Origin of the sequence: Pseudonocardia nematodicida (assembly GCF_040105385.1) — a bacterium.
GTDB lineage: Bacteria > Actinomycetota > Actinomycetes > Mycobacteriales > Pseudonocardiaceae > Pseudonocardia > Pseudonocardia nematodicida.
Window position 1 is genome coordinate 314,884 of record NZ_JBEDNQ010000001.1, and the last position, 15,998, is coordinate 330,881.

A 15,998-nucleotide genomic window follows, 5' to 3' on the forward strand; every position below is an offset into this window, starting at 1 on the left:
GGGGTATGAGCGTCGCCTTCGACCGGTCGTCCGCCCTGCAGGCCTCGCTGCACCGGCTGGTGCCCGGGGGTGCCCACACCTTCGCCAAGGGCTCCGACCAGTACCCCGAGGGCATGGCCCCGGTGCTGGTCCGGGGCGAGGGCGCCCGGGTGACCGACGTCGACGGCAACGAGTTCGTCGAGTACGGCATGGGCATGCGGGCGGTCACCCTCGGCCACGGCTACCGGCCGGTGGTCGACGCGGTGCGCGCGGTGCTCGGCGACGGCCTGTCGTTCAGCCGGCCCACCGAGCTGGAGCTCGCGGCCGCGGAGGACTTCCTCGGCCTGGTGCCGGGCGCGGACATGGTGAAGTTCGGCAAGAACGCCTCGGACGCGACGTCCGCGGCGGTGCGGCTGTCCCGGGCCGCCACCGGGCGCGACCTCGTGGCGTTCTGCTCCGACCAGCCGTACTTCAGCTCGCAGGACTGGTTCGTCGGGACGCTGCCGGTCAACTCCGGTGTCCCGGAGGCGACCCGGAACCTGGGCCGGCCGTTCCCGTACAACGACCTGCCCGCCCTCCGTTCGCTTCTCGAGCAGCACGAGGGCCGGATCGCCTGCGTGATCCTCGAGGCGGCGACGGCGATGAACGAGCCCGCCCCCGGCTACCTGGAGGGGGTGCGTGCGCTCTGCTCCGAGCACGGCACCGTGCTGGTCTTCGACGAGACGATCACCGGGTTCCGCTGGTCGCCGCACGGCGCCCAGGGCGTGTACGGGGTGACCCCGGACCTGTCGACCTGGGGCAAGGCGATGGGCAACGGGTTCCCGATCGCCGCGCTGGCCGGCAGGCGCGAGCTCATGGAGCTCGGCGGGCTGAACACCGACCGCGAGCGGGTGTTCCTGCTCTCCAGCACCAACGGCGCCGAGACCGTGTCGCTGGCGGCGTTCCGCGCGGTCGTCCGCGCCTACACCGAGACCGACCCGGTCGCGACGATGGAGCGCCAGGGCGCCGCGCTCGCGGCGGGCGTCGCCGAGGTGGTCGCCGAGGCCGGGCTCGGCGAGTACCTGGACACCGCCGGGCGGCCGTCCTGCATGGTCTTCCGCACCCGCGACACCGACGGGAACCCGAGCCAGCCGATGCGCACGCTGTTCCTGGCCGAGACCCTGCTGCGCGGGGTGCTGGGGCAGTCCTACGTGATCTCCGCGGCGCACACCGACGACGACGTGGCCCGCACCGTCGAGGCCGTCCGCGGCGCCCTGCCCGCCTACCGCAAGGCCCTGGAGTCGGGCCGTCCCGAGGACCTGTTCAGCGGGCGCCCGGTCGCCCCGGCCCACCGCCGCTACGCCGAACCCCGCCGCCTCTGACGGCTCCGGTCCCGCACCCCGCCGCGGGGGTGGGGGTCAGTTCGAGCCGGACGTCACCGCGACGGTGGTCGCGGCCGCCACGGCGGCGGCCATCGCGGCGTCGTACTGGGCCTTGACGACCGGGTTGTCCTTGAGCTCCTTGGCGATCTGCTTCGCCCGCTTGACCCCGACCTTGCGCTGGTCGGCATCCACACCGGACAGCGCTTCCTTGACCTGGTTCGCCGCGTGCAGCAGCGTGATCAGCAGCGCGTCGTGCGCGCCCGGCTCGGTGCCGGTCACCAGGACCGACCGCAGCCGCTCACGCAGCACCCGCTCGGGGCCCGGGTCGGCCTCGGGCAGCCGCGTGGTGCGGAACAGGCCGAGCGCCCGGCCCTCCTCGTGGCCCAGCACCCCGTCGGCGACGAGCTTCTCGCCGATCAGCTCGACGGGCTTGCTGAACGTCCAGGGCAGCCCGGAGGTCACCCAGTGCGACACGCTGCGGTCCCGCTTGCTCTCGGCGATCTTGTCGTAGATCTGCCACAGCACCGGGTGGGTGGGCGGCTGCGCGGGCCGGAGCTTCTTCCGGTCGACGGTCACCGCGCCGGTCTCGATCAGGTCGCAGACCAGCGCGCCGTGCAGGTTCTTCTTCTCGAACCACGTGCCGGGCTTGCCGGTCTCGTCGTCCAGCGCGATGAGCAGCAGTTCCTCGCTGAGCAGCAGGTCCCCCATAGCGGACGAGGCTAACGTTGTGGAGCGGAATCGCCCAGTCGGAGGACTCAGCGGAACTGGTCGGCGACGGTCACCACGTACTCGCCGTAGCCGGATCCGGCCTGGGCTTCGCCGAGGGCGCGGCATTGTGCGGGGGTGATCCAGCCCATGCGGAGGGCGACTTCTTCGATGCAGGCGATGCGGATGCCTTGGCGGTTCTCGAGGGTGCGGACGTACTGGCCGGCGTCGATGAGTGATTCGTGGGTGCCGGTGTCGAGCCAGGCGAAGCCTCGGCCGAGGTCTTGCAGGTGTGCGCGGCCTTGGGCGAGGTAGGTGCGGTTGATGTCGGTGATCTCGAGTTCGCCGCGGGTGCTGGGGGTGATGGTGGCGGCGATGTCGACGACGGTGTGGTCGTAGAGGTAGAGCCCGGTGATGGCGCGGTCGGAGCGGGGTTTCGCGGGTTTCTCCTCGATGGAGATCAGCGTGCCGTCGGGGTCGGCCTCACCGACCCCGTAGCGCTCGGGATCACGCACCGGGTAGCCGAACAGGACGCAGCCGTGGGTGCCGTTGGCGACGTCGTGGGCGCGGCGGCGGAGTAGGTCGCCGAAGGATCCGCCGTGGAAGATGTTGTCGCCGAGTACGAGGGCGGAGGGGCCGTCGCGGACGTGGTCGGCGCCGATGAGGAAGGCTTCGGCGAGTCCGTTGGGGTGGGGTTGTTCGGCGTAGGTGATCTGGAGGCCGAGGTGGGTGCCGTCGCCGAGCAGGCGCTGGAAGCCGGGTAGGTCGTGTGGGGTGGAGATGAGCAGGATCTCCCGGACGCCGGCCAGCATGAGGGTGGTCAGCGGGTGGTAGATCATCGGTTTGTCGTAGACCGGCAGCAGCTGTTTGGAGACGGCTTTGGTGACGGGGAACAGCCGGCTCCCGGTGCCACCGGCCAGCACGATGCCCTTCACGCAGACGCTCCCATGTGGACGTCCAGCGAGTCCTTCCAGGACGGCATCACGACGCCGGTGGAGGCGAGCAGCGTCAGGTCCAGCACCGAGTTCGCCGGGCGGCGCGCCAGGTGCGGCTTGTCCACGGTGTACTCGGCGGTCGACACGGCACGGACGTCGGCCGGGTCCCGGCCGCACCGCGCGAACACCTCCCGGGCCAGGCCGCACCAGCTGACCGGGTCGCCGTCGCCGGTCACGTGCACGGTCCCGGTGGTGCCCCGGCCGGCGAGCGCGACCAGGGCCGCGGCGAGGTCGGGGGCGAACGTCGGCCGCCCGACCTGGTCGTCGACGACGGCGGGGGAGACCCCGTCGCGGGCCAGCCGGGTCATCGTCGCGACGAAGTTGCCGCCGTCGCCCACCACCCAGCTCGTGCGCGCGACCAGGTGTCGCGGCGCGGCCCGCACCGCCAGCTCACCGGCCGCCTTCGAGGCGCCGTAGACGCCGAGCGGCGCGAGCGGGGTGTCCTCGCCCATCGGCCCGGCGGCGGTGCCGTCGAAGACGTACTCGGTGGAGACGTGCACCAGCGTGAAGCCGTACCGGTCCGCGGCCGCGGCCAGGTGCGCCGGGCCGAGCGCGTTGACCCGCCAGGCCGCGGCCGGCTCGGTCTCCGCCCGGTCGACGGCGGTGTGCGCGGCGGCGTTGAACACCACGTCGACACCGGAGAAGTCGTGACGTTCGACGGCGGCGGCGTCGCCGATGTCCAGACCGTCCCGGCCCAGCGCCACCGCGTCCGGACGCGCGGCGGTCAGCGCCCGGCCGAGCTGGCCGTTCGCCCCCAGTACGCACGCGCGCACGTGTCCCCCTCATCGCCGTCCGACCGGGGCACTCTGGCACGCTCGCCTGGGGTCTGGGAGATCGGGTCGTGAGCGGGGGAGACGGATGCGCGTACTGGTCACCGGCGGGGCGGGATTCATCGGCTCGCACTTCGTACGGACGCTGATCGCCGACGGCTACCCGGCGTTCACGGGCGCGGACGTCGTCGTCCTCGACGCCTTCACCTACGCCGGCCGGATCGAGAACCTCGACACGGTGCGCGACTCGCCCCGGCTGCGGGTGGAGCGCGGCGACATCCGCGACCCGCACCGCGTCGCCGAGGTCGTGTCCGGTGTGGACCTGATCGCGCACTTCGCGGCCGAGACCCACGTCGACCGGTCGATCACCGGCGCCGCAGACTTTGTGACGACCAATGTGGTCGGTACCCAGGTGCTGCTGCAGGCGGCGCTGGACGCCGGCGTCGGCCGGTTCGTGCACGTCTCGACCGACGAGGTGTACGGCTCGATCGACTCCGGGTCGTGGCCGGAGACCCACCCGCTGGAGCCGAACTCGCCCTACTCCGCGGCGAAGGCCGGGTCCGACCTGCTGGCCCGGTCCTACCACCGGACGCACGGCCTCGACGTCGTCGTGACGCGGTGTTCGAACAACTACGGCCCGCACCAGTTCCCGGAGAAGGTCGTCCCGCTGTTCGTGACCAACCTGCTCGACGGGAAGAAGGTCCCGCTCTACGGCGACGGTGGCAACGTGCGCGACTGGCTGCACGTCGACGACCACTGCCGGGGCGTCGCGCTGGCCGCGGCGAAGGGCCGGTCCGGGGAGGTCTACAACATCGGTGGCGGCATCGAGCTGAGCAACCGCGAGCTGACCACCCGGCTGCTGGCCGCGGTGGGCGCGGGCGAGGACATGGTCGAGCGCGTCCCGGACCGCAAGGGGCACGACCGTCGCTACTCGGTGGACTGGTCGAAGATCCGCGACGAGCTCGGGTACGTGCCCCGGCGCGGGTTCGGCGAGGGTCTGGCCGAGACCGTGACCTGGTACCGCGAGCACCGCGACTGGTGGGAACCGCTCACCGTGTGAAGGCTTTACGCGAACTTCGCCCCGACCGGTGCCGAGCGTGGCGGAACGCCCGATAGCCTCCCGCCCATGTCGGAGAACGCGGGCAGCAGCGGACCGGTCCGGATCTCGGTGATCGGCTGCGGGTACCTGGGTGCGGTGCATGCGGCGTCGATGGCCGAGCTGGGTCACGAGGTCGTCGGGATCGAGGTGGACGCGGCGAAGGCCGAGGCGCTCTCGGCGGGCCGGGTGCCGTTCTTCGAGCCGGGTTTCGAGGAGCTGCTGGGGCGGTCGTTGTCGTCGGGGCGGTTGTCGTTCTCGTCGGACATGAAGGACGCGGCCGGGGCGTCGGTGCACTTCCTGTGTGTGGGGACCCCGCAGCGGCGGGGGGAGTACGCGGCGGACCTGACGTTCGTGGAGGCGGCGACGGCGTCGTTGATCGACGTACTGGGTCCGGGTGAGCTGGTGGTGGGCAAGTCGACGGTGCCGGTGGGGACCGCGGCGCGGCTGGCCGAGCAGGTGGCCGAGCGGGTGCCGGAGGCGATGCTGGCGTGGAACCCGGAGTTCCTGCGCGAGGGGTTCGCGGTGCAGGACACGCTGCACCCGGACCGGCTGGTCTACGGGCTGCCCGACGGCGAGGCGGGCACCGCGGCCGAGGCGCTGCTGGACCGGGTGTACTCCACGATCGTCGCGGCGAGGACGCCGAAGGTGGTCACCGACTACGCGACCGCGGAGATGGTCAAGACCGCGGCGAACTCGTTCCTGGCCACGAAGATCAGCTTCATCAACGCGATGGCGGAGCTGTGCGAGGCCACCGGTGCGGACGTGAAGCAGCTGGCGGACGCGATCGGGCACGACGACCGGATCGGGCGCAAGTTCCTCAATGCCGGGCTGGGCTTCGGTGGGGGATGTCTGCCCAAGGACATCCGGGCGTTCATGGCGCGGGCGGGGGAGCTGGGCGCGGACCAGGCGCTGACGTTCCTGCGCGAGGTCGACAACATCAACATGCGGCGTCGGATCCGGATGGTGGAGCTGGCCCGGCAGGTGTGTGACGACTCGTTGCTGGGGAAGCGGATCGCGGTGCTGGGGGCGGCGTTCAAGCCGGACTCCGACGACATCCGGGACTCGCCGGCGTTGAACGTGGCGGCGCAGCTGCAGTTGCAGGGTGCGAACGTGCGGGTGACCGATCCGCAGGCGGGTGCGAACGTGCGGCGGCAGTGGCCGCAGCTGGACTGCGTCGACACCCCGGAGGAGGCCGCCGAGGGTGCCGACGCGGTGCTGCTGCTGACCGAGTGGCGGCAGTACCGCGAGCTGGACCCGGCCGCGTTCGGGAAGGTCGTGAGGACCCGCCGGGTGCTCGACGGCCGCAACGCGCTGGACCGGGAGGCCTGGGAGGCCGCCGGCTGGACCTATCGCGCGCTGGGCCGCCGCAACGTCTGAGGTCCGGCCGCGGTCAGCGGTGCGCGACGGCCGGGCGCAGGGTCTGCGGGTGTGACCGGGCCCAGGTCGCCAGCGAGGTCGTCGGCAGCCCGAACCGCCGGGCGTCCTCCGGCGCGGCGGGCGCCTGGTAGGTGCCCAGGAAGGCGAACGACCGCAGGAACGCCTCGGGAAGCCCGCTCGCCCGGGCCGCCTCGGGGTCGTCGGTCACGGTGATCTCGGTGCCCCACGCCTCGCCGATCGTCCGGACCGCCTGCCTGAATGTCAGGCGCTCCCCGGCCAGCTCGAGCGCGACGCCGTCGAACCGGTCCGGGTCGGTGAACGCGGCGGCCGCCGCCGCGCCGATGTCGTCGACCGCGACGAACGGGTGCTCGACGTCGGCGTCGAGCGGCACCGCGAACTCCGCCGAGTCACCGCCCGCCAGGTACATCGACGGCGGCACGAAGTTCTCCATGAACGTCGACGGCCGGAGCACGGTCGTGCGCCCGGCACCCGCCCCGGTGACGATCTCCTCCGCGGCGAGCTTGCTCGGCCAGTAGTGCGCCATGTGCGCACCCCAGAGCTCCGGATCGACCGCGCCCGGCCGGCCGTGCTCACCCGCCCCGCTCACCGAGGTGTGCACGACCTGCTCGACGCCGGTCTCGCGCACGGCGGCGGCGATCGCGCGGGCGTGCCGGATCTCGCGGTCACCGAGCAGGTCCTCGAGATCGGGCATCTGCACCGAGAACACCCCGCGCGCCCCGCGGGCCGCGGCCACCACCGACGCCGGGTCGTCCAGGTCGCCGCGCACCACCTCGACCCCCAGCCCGGCCAGCGCCCGGGCCGCGGCCGACCCCGGGTCGCGGACCAGCGCGCGCACCGGGGTTCCCGCCGCGCGCAGGGCCCGGGCCGCCGCGCCGCCCTGCTTGCCGGTCGCACCCGCCACCAGTACCGGATCACTCATCACTCGCTCCTTCTCGCCCGAGAGCAAACGGAGGGGGCCCCCGTTTCGCCGACGGCTACGATATGGAGGGCCACCCCGTTTGTCGACCGATCGGAACCTCGTATGACGCAGCGCACCGGCGAGCGGGCCGACCGCCGTCGTAACCGGGAACGGTTGCTCGTGGCGGCGGTCGAGGTCGTCGCGCGGGACGGGGCGGGCGCCTCGCTGGAGGAGATCGCCCGCCGCGCGGGGGTCGGCTCGGCGACCCTGCACCGGCACTTCGGGTCGCGCCGCGAGCTGCTGGAGGCGGTGTTCGCCGACGGGGTCGACCTGCTCTGCCTCCGGGCCACCGAGCTCGCGCGCTCCGAACCCGCGGCCGGGCTGTGGGTCTGGCTCGACGAACTCGTCCGGTACATCGCGTGCACCCGCGGGGTCTCCGACACGCTGCTGGCCGAGTTCCCGGACGACGACCTGACCTGCCACAGCCGCCGGGTGCACGACGCCGCCGCGCCGCTGGCCGCCGCCGCGCTGGCGGCCGGCACGCTGGACCGGGCGGCGGGCACCGCGGACCTGCTGACCCTCGCCGGTGCGATCGGTGCCGCCACCGACGGCGATCCGGACGCCGCGCAGCGCCTCCTGCACCTGGCGCAGCGGGGCCTCTGCCCGAACACCGCTCCGCTGCACGCCTCGGGACCACGCTCCGCGCCCGCCGCGACCGGTGCGAAGGTGGGCCGAGGGGTGTGAAGCGGGGGTGCACACGCGGTAGGAACAGCGGATGACCACGCATCCCGTGCTGGCCGGGTCGGACGACGCGACGTTCGCCTCGTTGCACCGGCCGTCGACCCCGCGCGCCGAGCGCTACGACATCGGCCGGGAGCTGCGCCGGACCGCGCCCCGGCCGATGCTGGCGTCCTGGTCATCGTCGCTGCGCCGGGTGGACGCGATCGACCTGGTGGAGATCACCAACGCCGGCCGGGTGCCCGAGCTCGTCCCGCTGCGCATCCAGCGGATGAGCGCCTCGCCGCACGCGTTCCTGCGCGGTGCCGCGGCCCTGCACGCGGCCGACTTCGCGGTCCTCCCCGAGACCGGCATCCATCCGGTGATCTGCGGCGACGCCCATCTGGGCAACTTCGGCTTCTACGCCTCGCCGGAGCGCGAGCTCGTGTTCGACCTCAACGACTTCGACGAGGCCCACCCCGGCGCCTGGGAGTGGGACCTGCGCCGGCTGGTCGCCTCCACCTGGGTCGCCGGGCGCGAGTCGGGCACCTCGGAGCAGCGCTGCCAGACCGCGGTCGAGCGGTGCGTGCGGGCCTACGCCGCGCACCTGCGGACGCTGGCCGACCAGCCGCTGCTGGCCCGGTCGTTCGACCTGATGGACGTGGACTCGCTGCGCGGTGACGCCCCGCACAAGAAGTCCCGCCGCGCGGTGGACAAGGCGGCCGAGCGGGCCCGCAAGCGCACCAGCGACCGCGCGCTGCCGCGGTTCGTGACCTCCGACGGCGGTGACCGCCGGATCGTCACCGAACCACCGCTGATCACCCACCCGGACGCGGAGAGCACCGAGAAGATCCTGGCCGCGCTCGACGACTACCTGGCCACGCTGCCGCCGCACTGGGCCCGGATCCTCGGCGGGTACCACGCCGTCGACGTCGCCCACAAGGTCGTCGGCGTCGGGTCGGTCGGGCTGCGCGCGTACCTGGTGCTGTGCGAGGGCTCCAGCCCGGACGACGTGCTGTTCCTGCAGCTCAAGCAGGCCCGCCGGTCGGTCGTCGGGCCGTTCGTGCACGGCGACGAGGCCTGGCACGCCCACCAGGGCCAGCGGGTCGTGGAGTACCAGCAGGCGCTGCAGACCGTCTCGGACCCGCTGCTCGGGTGGGCGACCGTCGGGGACCAGCAGTATTACGTCCGGCAGTTCCGGGACATGAAGGGCGCGATCGTGCCCGACACGCTGAGCGCGCACGCCCTGGCCGACTACGCCGCCGTCTGCGGGCAGCTGCTCGCCAAGGGGCACGCCCGCACCTCGGGCGCCTCGATGATCGCCGGGTATCTGGGCGGGGGCGGCAAGGTCGCCGCGGCGCTGTGCCGGTTCGCCCGGCGCTACGCCGACCAGACCGAGGCGGACCACCAGGCCTTGCTGCGCGCAATCCGATCCGGGAGGCTGTCGGATCGGCCACCTGCACAGGTGCCGGGCGAGGCCATCGGATAGGTTTCCGTGCCGTGACCGTCGTCGAAACCATCCTGGTCTTCGTGGTCGCGCCGGTGGTTCTCTACGCCGCGATCTGGGCCTGGATCGCGCTGCGCAACCGGAGCGGCCGCACCCGCTACAACGCGGGCGACCCCTGGCCGTACGCCCCCCTGTTCTGGATCGCCAACCCGGCGGGTGCGCACCTGCAGGAGCGCACCGCGTCCCCGTCCGATGCGGACAGCGACACCCGAGGAGGTACCGGTGGCCGGTGGTAGCGTCGTCGTCTTCGACGGCAACGAGGAAGAGCTCCCGGAGGGCTCCGTCGTCACGAACTCGGGCCGCCTCTCGGTGGCCGAGGAGTTCCACGAGCCGGACCCCTCGGACCACCCGTTCACGCCGGTGCAGCTCGCCCGGCTGGACGACGCCCTGACCCTGGCGAGCCGGGAGACCGGCCTGCGGTTCGCGCTGTACCTGGGCGACCTCGGCGCGGACGCCCGGGCGTCGGCCGTCGCGCTGCACGACCGCATCGACGGCCGGGTCGAGGCCGTGCTGGTCGCGGTCAGCCCGCAGCAGCGTCAGCTGGAGATCGTCACCGGGTCCGAGGCGATGGTCCGGCTGCCCGACCGCGGGGCCAAGCTCGCGCTGATGAGCATGGTCGCCTCGTTCAAGGAGGGCGACCTGTTCGGCGGCCTGCTGTCCGGGCTGCGGATGCTGGCCGACCAGGCCGGCAACCGCCCCTGACCGACAGGAGTAGACGTACCAGTTCGATGTCCGTTGCGTGGAGGACACCACCAACGGCCGTTCGGCCTTAAGGTGTCCGCATGTCGCGTTCCGCCCGGGCGGTCCGGTCATGACCGGAAGCAGCCCGATCCTGATCGTCGACGACCACGAGCTCGTCGGGTCCGCCCTCGCGCTCAACCTGCGCGCCGAGGGTGAGGACGCGGAGTTCGTGCCGGTCCGTTCCGCGGCCGGGGTGCTCGAGCACGCCCGCCGCACCGATCCGGGACTGATCGTCCTCGATCTCGACCTCGGCCGGGACGCCGACGGGTCCCGGATCGACGGTGTCCGGCTGGTCGGCCCGCTCGTCGAGTCCGGCTGGCGGGTGGTGGTGCTGTCCGGCAGCTCCGACGCCGGCCGGGTCGGCGCGGCGCTGGACGCCGGTGGGTTCGTCTTCGTGCCGAAGAACGCCCCGTTCCCCGCGCTGCTGGGCGCCATCAGGGAGGCGCGGGTCGGGCGGTCGGTGATGCCGCCGGGCCGGCGCGAGCAGTTCATCCAGCTGCACCGCGACCGGGAGCTCGAGCGCCGCGAGCTGCGCGGGAAGCTCGCCAAGCTCACCCAGCGCGAGCGTGAGGTGCTCGCGCTGCTGGCCGGCGGCAAGCGCGCGCAGGCCGTCGCGGACCACTTCGTGGTGTCCCTGGCGACCGTGCGCACCCAGATCCGCGCGGTGCTGACCAAGCTCGAGGTCGGGTCCCAGCTGGAGGCCGTCGCGCTCTACCGCAAGGCGGCCGGCGTGTGATCACGCGGCAGTGACGACGCGATTGCGACAGGGGCACCCCCTCTCGCAGTGGATCGTGAACGCTCTATCATCTCGACTCATCAATTCTGTGGACGCGCAGAGGGAGTTCCAGGTGGTGGCGGGCGGATTCGGCGGGGTCTACGGGCGGTACCGCCGCGCGCGCTTCGTCACCGGGCACCTCGCCGACGCCGGCGTGGTGCTCACGCTGTGCGTGCTCGTCGTCGCGCTGACCCGGCCCGCGGTCGTCGTGGGGCGGCTCGATCTCGAGACCTCGTTCTCCGTCCTGACCCTGACCGCGGCCGGTATCGGCTCCGCGGCGGCGATCGTCGCCCTGGTGACCGGCCGGCTGACCGGCGACCCGCGGCCGTCCTGGTTCGGCGCGGCACTGCTGCTCTACGGCGTCGTGCTGCTGCCGCTGTCGGCGCTGGTGCTGCGCGAGCGCAACGCCGGCATCACGCGGCTCGCGGTGATCGCGATGCTGGTGATCGGGCTGTGCACGCTCATCGCCGCGCTGCGCCCGCCGGCCCGGCTCGGCGCGTGGGGCGGCTGGGTGCTGTCGGTCCTCGCGCTCGTCGTCGGCGGGGTGATCGCGCTGCAGGAGGAGAGCACGTTCAGCACCCTGCTCGCCAGCAGCCCGTTGCCGTCGATCATCATCCAGACCGGCTGGGCGACGGTCGCGCTGCTGTTCCTGTTCGACGGCTACCGGCGGCAGAGCCGGGTGCGCAGCCGGATGGGGCTGGGCCTGCTGGTGATCGCGGTGTCCCAGCTCTACCGGACCGTCGTCCCCTCCGAGCCGGTGACCGGCCTGGTCTACCCGTCGCTGCGGGTGCTCGGGATGGCGGTGGTGCTCTCCGCCCTGCTCGCCCTGGCGCTACGGGCGGTGTCCCGGCTGCAGGACGAGTACGACCGCAGCCAGGAGACCCTCGGGGACGCGACCCGGCTGCTCGAGAAGGCCACCGAGCAGGCCGCCGAGCGGGACCACGAGCTCCGCAACGGGCTGGCCGGTCTCGCCGGCGCCGCCTACCTGCTCTCGCACCGCGACGGCGGGCCCGCCTCCGAGCAGCTGCGCGACGCGGTGCTCGCCGAGCTCGGGCGGCTGCGGCAGATGCTGGAGCAGCCCGCCTCGATGGCGCTCACCGGCCCGGCCGTCGACGACCCCGCCGACACCGGGCCGTCGCTCGTCGACCAGCGGGACGCGGCGCTGCTCGACCTCGGCCCGGAGTTCGAGCCGGTTCCCGAGGCGACGCCCTCCTGTGCCTCCGGGACCTCCGGTGGCTCCGGTACGGACGACCGGGCCGAGCACCGGGTGGACGTGGTGCTGCACCAGCTGGTGAGCCTGCGGCCCGAGCAGGCGATCACGGTGACGGTCGAGGACGGCCTCCCGGCCGTCGCCGCACCGGAGAAGGTGACCCGCGCGGTCGTCACCAACCTGCTCGCCAACTGCGACCGGCACGCCCCCGGGTCGCCGGTCGAGGTCCGCGGCCGGGCCGACGACGGATTCGTCCGGATCGAGGTCCGCGACGAGGGACCCGGCCTGCCCGACGGGCGCGACGAGCTCGTCATCACCCGCGGCGTGCACGACGAGGCGGCCGGCGGCTCGGGTCTGGGACTGCACATCAGCGCCCAACTGGCTGATGAATACGGCGGAAAGCTCGTGCTCCGGACAGCTGAAGATCCACACGGCTGTCTGGCGGTACTCACTCTTCCGGCGGTCGACTGATGCGGTTCCTGCGCACACTGTGACCTGCGGTGACGCGCACCGACGGCTACTTGGTACTCCTGGGTCATTCCCTCGCGGCTCACGTGATCGCATACTGGGCCCTACGGAGTGGTCAGGGCACCGACGCCCGGCGGCCGCACCGGAACGCGAAGGAGGTCCTCATGGCGCATGCAGACGACGCAGCACACGACCGCCGTCCGGGCGAGCGTCCGCAGACCCCGCAGGGCACGCCCTCGGCGGCGGTACTGACCCCGCCGACCGGCCTGCCCGCCGCCACCCCGGCGGCGCCCACGGTCCCGCAGCAGCGTGGACCGGCCGAACCGGCGACACCGCCCGCGCCGCCGGCCGTCGACCCGTCGGTGCGCACGTGCACCTGCGGTCACCCGGAGGAGATGCACGAGCACTACCGCCCCGGCAGCGACTGCGGCGCCTGTGGAGCGAGCGCGTGCGCGTCGTTCCAGCCGCTCGGTTCGGCCTCGGGCTCGGGCGGGTCGACCAACGCGCTCCGCCGGCTGCTGAGGCGCCGGCGCCACTGACCCCGCACGTCACTGATCCAGCACGTCACTGATCCAGCACGTCACTGATCCAGCACGTCACTGATCCACCGCACAGCACGAGGCCCCCGGGAGCATGACTCCCGGGGGCCTCGTCGCGTGCGGAGCGGCTACGGCTGCTCGACCGCGGTCGCCTGGTCCGGGGTGCTCGGGGTCGGCAGCGCGTCGAACTCGCGCGCGGCGAGCGCGCGGACGATCCCGGCCCGGCCCTCGGTGACCAGCCGGCGCAGGGCGGCCGGCTTCGAGGTGTCGGCCAGCCACTCGTCGGCGGCCGCGACCGTCGCGGGGGCGACCGCCCAGGACGGGAACAGCCCGACGACGACGTTCTGCGCGAGCTCGGAGGTGCGCCGGGCCCACACGTCGTCGATCTCGGCGAAGTAGCGCTCGACGTAGCCGTCCAGCAGCCCGCCGTTCCGCTGTGCCGGGTGCGAGAACCCGGCGATGGCCGACTCGTTGATCGCGTTCGGCAGCGTGTCGTCGTGCACGGCGCGTTGCCAGGCGCGCTCCTTGGCCTCGGCGGTCGGCATCAGCGCGCGGGCGCGCTCGGCCTGCCGGGCCCCGGTCGAGGTCGGGTCGCGCTGCTCCTCCTCGGAGATCTCGGCCTCGCCCGCGGCGCCGTGCGCGACCAGTGCGTGCAGCAGCCGCCAGCGCAGGTCGGTGTCGACGGTCAGGCCGTCCGGGACCCGGACGTCGAGCAGCCAGCCCTTCATGGCGTCCAGGGTGACGGTCGGCAGTACCGAGGCGGCCAGCGCGTTCACCACCGCGAGCTGGATGTCCGAGCCGCCGGGCGCGGTGTCGAGCCGGAACCGCAGCGCGTCGGTGAGCAGCGGCCAGCCGCGCTCGCCGGCCCACTCCGGGGTGCAGTACGACGCCGTCGCCGTCTGGGCCTGCAGCAGCAGCCGCTGCACGACGCCGATCTCGGACTCGGTGTCGAACGCGCCGGCGACCAGGGTGACGAAGTCGCGGGCCTTCAGCTCGGCCTCGCGGGTCATCTCCCAGGCCGAGGACCAGCACAGCGTCCGCGGCAGCGGGTCGGCGATGTCGCCGATCCGGTCGGCCAGCGTCGCCAGCGAGCCCGGGTCGAGACGCAGCGCGCAGTAGGTCAGGTCGTCGTCGTTGACCAGGACCAGCTTGCCGCGGGGCAGCCCGACGAGCTCGGGCACCGGGGTCCGCTCGCCGGAGACGTCGAGCTCGACCCGGTGGGTCCGGACGAGCGTGCCGGACGCCGGGTCGTCGTCGTACACACCGACCGCGAGGCGGTGCGTGCGCAGCTCACCCGCACCGGGCCGGGCGCCGCCCTGCACGACGTCGAACGAGGTGAACTTGCCGGCCTCGTCGACCGTGAACGACGGGCGCAGCATGTTCAGCCCGGTGGTGCGCAGCCACTGGGCGCCCCAGTCGGACAGGTCCCGGCCGGACGCCTTCTCCAACGAGCCCAGCAGGTCGTCGAACGTGGCGTTGCCCCAGGCGTGCGCGGCGAAGTAGTCCCGCAGCCCGGCCAGGAACGACTCCAGCCCGACGTAGGCGACGAGCTGCTTGAGCACCGACGCGCCCTTGGCGTAGGTGATGCCGTCGAAGTTGACCTCGACGGCCTGTAGGTCCGGGATGTCCGCGGCGATCGGGTGCGTCGACGGGAGCTGGTCCTGGCGGTAGGCCCAGGACTTCTCCAGGTTCGCGAACGTCGTCCAGGCGTTGCGGTATTCGGTGGCCTCGGCCTGGCAGAGCACCGACGCCCAGGTGGCGAAGGACTCGTTCAGCCACAGGTCGTCCCACCAGCGCATGGTCACGAGGTCGCCGAACCACATGTGCGCCATCTCGTGCAGGATCGTCTCGGCGCGCCGCTCGTAGGCCGTGCGGGTGACCTTCGAGCGGAAGACGTAGTCCTCGAGGAAGGTGACCGCGCCGGCGTTCTCCATCGCGCCGGCGTTGAACTCCGGGACGAACAGCTGGTCGTACTTGCCGAACGGGTAGGTCACCCGGAAGTTGCGGTGGTAGAAGCCGAAGCCCTGCTTCGTCTCGGTGAAGATCCGCTCGTGGTCCATGTGCGGGGCCAGCGAGGCGCGGCAGAAGATGCCCAGCGGGATCTCGGCGTGCTCGTCACGGTAGGTGTCGTGCCAGCTCGCGTACGGGCCGGCGATCAGCGCCACCAGGTAGGTGGAGAGGATCTCGGTCTGCTCGAACCGGTGCACACCGTTCTCGACCGAACCCTGCGAGTTCGAGATGACCTTCCAGTCCGCCGGCGCGGTGACCGTGATCGTGTAGCGGGCCTTGAGGTCCGGCTGGTCGAAGCACGGGAACAGCCGCTTGCAGTCGGCCGTCTCGAACTGCGAGTAGAGGTAGACGCCCTGGTCGACCGGGTCGACGAAGCGGTGCAGGCCCTCGCCGGTGTTGGTGTAGAGGCCGGTCGCGACGATCGTCAGCTCGTTCTCGGCGGCGAGGCCGGGCAGCGCGAGGCCGTCCTCCTCGGTCCAGCCTGCGACGTCGAGCTCGGTGCCGTTCAGGACGGCTCCCGTGACGTTCTCACCGATCCACTCGATCCAGCTGCTCTCGCCCGGACGGGTGCAGGCGAAGCGCACCGTGGTGGTGACGGCGAACGTGCGCTCCGAGGGCGCGCCGTCGCCGTCGGTGAGGTCGATCGCGACGTCGTAGGTCGACACCGACAGCAGGCCGGCGCGCTGCTCGGCCTGGGCCTGGGTGAGGTTGGGCGGGGTCATCGAAGTTCCGGTGTCCTCTCCGGGGAGTGGGCTCGCAGGCATCCAATCACGTGCTCCGGGCAACGGCTTGTGGAATCCCCGGGCGCCGCACGGCGTTCTCTTCC

The 15,998-nt window shown here is 72.8% G+C and carries 15 protein-coding genes; 10 read left to right on the forward strand and 5 right to left on the reverse strand.

The features are described 5' to 3' along the window. The first annotated feature begins 5 nt into the window (after positions 1–5). Complete coding sequence (locus WIS52_RS01455; RefSeq protein ID WP_349296212.1) at positions 6–1,340, forward strand: glutamate-1-semialdehyde 2,1-aminomutase; 1,335 nt, start codon at positions 6–8, stop codon at positions 1,338–1,340. 36 nt (positions 1,341–1,376) lie between these two features. Here the strand turns inward: WIS52_RS01455 and WIS52_RS01460 are convergent, their stop codons facing one another. The 3 genes from WIS52_RS01460 to rfbD are packed head-to-tail and all read right to left on the reverse strand — an operon-like array spanning position 1,377 to position 3,813. Next, positions 1,377–2,048, reverse strand: coding sequence for a GOLPH3/VPS74 family protein (locus tag WIS52_RS01460; protein WP_349296213.1), 672 nt, complete (start codon positions 2,046–2,048; stop codon positions 1,377–1,379). Between the two features lie 47 nt (positions 2,049–2,095). Further along, positions 2,096–2,980, reverse strand: a complete 885-nt coding sequence (rfbA, locus tag WIS52_RS01465) for a glucose-1-phosphate thymidylyltransferase RfbA (protein ID WP_349296214.1) — start codon at positions 2,978–2,980, stop codon at positions 2,096–2,098. Further along, positions 2,977–3,813: a dTDP-4-dehydrorhamnose reductase gene (rfbD, locus tag WIS52_RS01470; RefSeq protein ID WP_349296215.1), complete on the reverse strand. Its 837-nt coding sequence runs from the start codon at positions 3,811–3,813 to the stop codon at positions 2,977–2,979. Before rfbD ends, rfbA begins: the two co-directional genes overlap by 4 nt. Positions 3,814–3,898: 85 nt before the next feature. On the opposite strand from rfbD, the gene rfbB reads away from it, so the two are divergent. Continuing rightward, entirely contained in the window at positions 3,899–4,870 is a 972-nt protein-coding gene (gene rfbB, locus WIS52_RS01475; protein ID WP_349296216.1) for a dTDP-glucose 4,6-dehydratase, read from the forward strand. Between the two features lie 66 nt (positions 4,871–4,936). After that, positions 4,937–6,286: a UDP-glucose dehydrogenase family protein gene (locus tag WIS52_RS01480; RefSeq protein WP_349296217.1), complete on the forward strand. Its 1,350-nt coding sequence runs from the start codon at positions 4,937–4,939 to the stop codon at positions 6,284–6,286. A 13-nt stretch (positions 6,287–6,299) separates the two neighbouring features. Here WIS52_RS01480 and WIS52_RS01485 read toward each other — a convergent pair whose 3' ends face one another. Continuing rightward, positions 6,300–7,226 carry an NmrA family NAD(P)-binding protein gene (locus WIS52_RS01485; protein ID WP_349296218.1) on the reverse strand — a complete coding sequence of 309 codons (927 nt, stop codon included), beginning with the start codon at positions 7,224–7,226 and terminating at the stop codon, positions 6,300–6,302. Between the two features lie 102 nt (positions 7,227–7,328). On the opposite strand from WIS52_RS01485, the gene WIS52_RS01490 reads away from it, so the two are divergent. From WIS52_RS01490 to WIS52_RS01520, 7 genes are all read left to right on the forward strand, one after another. After that, positions 7,329–7,949 carry a TetR/AcrR family transcriptional regulator gene (locus WIS52_RS01490; RefSeq protein WP_349296219.1) on the forward strand — a complete coding sequence of 207 codons (621 nt, stop codon included), beginning with the start codon at positions 7,329–7,331 and terminating at the stop codon, positions 7,947–7,949. Positions 7,950–7,980: 31 nt separating this feature from the next. After that, complete coding sequence (locus WIS52_RS01495) at positions 7,981–9,411, forward strand: DUF2252 domain-containing protein (RefSeq protein WP_349296220.1); 1,431 nt, start codon at positions 7,981–7,983, stop codon at positions 9,409–9,411. A gap of 11 nt (positions 9,412–9,422) precedes the next feature. Beyond that, on the forward strand, positions 9,423–9,665 hold the full coding sequence (gene ctaJ, locus WIS52_RS01500; RefSeq protein WP_349296221.1) for an aa3-type cytochrome oxidase subunit CtaJ: 243 nt from the start codon (positions 9,423–9,425) through the stop codon (positions 9,663–9,665). Next, positions 9,652–10,131, forward strand: coding sequence for a DUF5130 family protein (locus WIS52_RS01505; RefSeq protein ID WP_349296222.1), 480 nt, complete (start codon positions 9,652–9,654; stop codon positions 10,129–10,131). Before ctaJ ends, WIS52_RS01505 begins: the two co-directional genes overlap by 14 nt. A 109-nt stretch (positions 10,132–10,240) precedes the next feature. Then, on the forward strand, positions 10,241–10,906 hold the full coding sequence (locus tag WIS52_RS01510; RefSeq protein ID WP_349296223.1) for a response regulator transcription factor: 666 nt from the start codon (positions 10,241–10,243) through the stop codon (positions 10,904–10,906). Positions 10,907–10,994: 88 nt separating this feature from the next. Continuing rightward, positions 10,995–12,626: a sensor histidine kinase gene (locus tag WIS52_RS01515; protein ID WP_349296224.1), complete on the forward strand. Its 1,632-nt coding sequence runs from the start codon at positions 10,995–10,997 to the stop codon at positions 12,624–12,626. A 161-nt stretch (positions 12,627–12,787) separates the two neighbouring features. Continuing rightward, entirely contained in the window at positions 12,788–13,162 is a 375-nt protein-coding gene (locus tag WIS52_RS01520; protein WP_349296225.1) for a hypothetical protein, read from the forward strand. Positions 13,163–13,290: 128 nt separating this feature from the next. Here the strand turns inward: WIS52_RS01520 and pepN are convergent, their stop codons facing one another. Beyond that, positions 13,291–15,894, reverse strand: coding sequence for an aminopeptidase N (pepN, locus tag WIS52_RS01525; RefSeq protein WP_349296226.1), 2,604 nt, complete (start codon positions 15,892–15,894; stop codon positions 13,291–13,293). Between the last annotated feature and the right edge of the window lie 104 nt (positions 15,895–15,998).

What these genes read in the sequence shown, in the direction of transcription:
- WIS52_RS01480 (WP_349296217.1), top strand. Translation starts at nt 4,937, where the DNA reads ATGTCGGAGAACGCGGGCAGCAGCGGACCGGTCCGGATCTCGGTGATC.
- WIS52_RS01490 (WP_349296219.1), top strand. Translation starts at nt 7,329, where the DNA reads ATGACGCAGCGCACCGGCGAGCGGGCCGACCGCCGTCGTAACCGGGAA.
- WIS52_RS01485 (WP_349296218.1), bottom strand. Translation starts at nt 7,226, where the DNA reads ATGAGTGATCCGGTACTGGTGGCGGGTGCGACCGGCAAGCAGGGCGGC.
- WIS52_RS01460 (WP_349296213.1), bottom strand. Translation starts at nt 2,048, where the DNA reads ATGGGGGACCTGCTGCTCAGCGAGGAACTGCTGCTCATCGCGCTGGAC.
- WIS52_RS01455 (WP_349296212.1), top strand. Translation starts at nt 6, where the DNA reads ATGAGCGTCGCCTTCGACCGGTCGTCCGCCCTGCAGGCCTCGCTGCAC.
- WIS52_RS01520 (WP_349296225.1), top strand. Translation starts at nt 12,788, where the DNA reads ATGGCGCATGCAGACGACGCAGCACACGACCGCCGTCCGGGCGAGCGT.
- pepN (WP_349296226.1), bottom strand. Translation starts at nt 15,894, where the DNA reads ATGACCCCGCCCAACCTCACCCAGGCCCAGGCCGAGCAGCGCGCCGGC.
- rfbB (WP_349296216.1), top strand. Translation starts at nt 3,899, where the DNA reads ATGCGCGTACTGGTCACCGGCGGGGCGGGATTCATCGGCTCGCACTTC.
- WIS52_RS01510 (WP_349296223.1), top strand. Translation starts at nt 10,241, where the DNA reads ATGACCGGAAGCAGCCCGATCCTGATCGTCGACGACCACGAGCTCGTC.
- WIS52_RS01495 (WP_349296220.1), top strand. Translation starts at nt 7,981, where the DNA reads ATGACCACGCATCCCGTGCTGGCCGGGTCGGACGACGCGACGTTCGCC.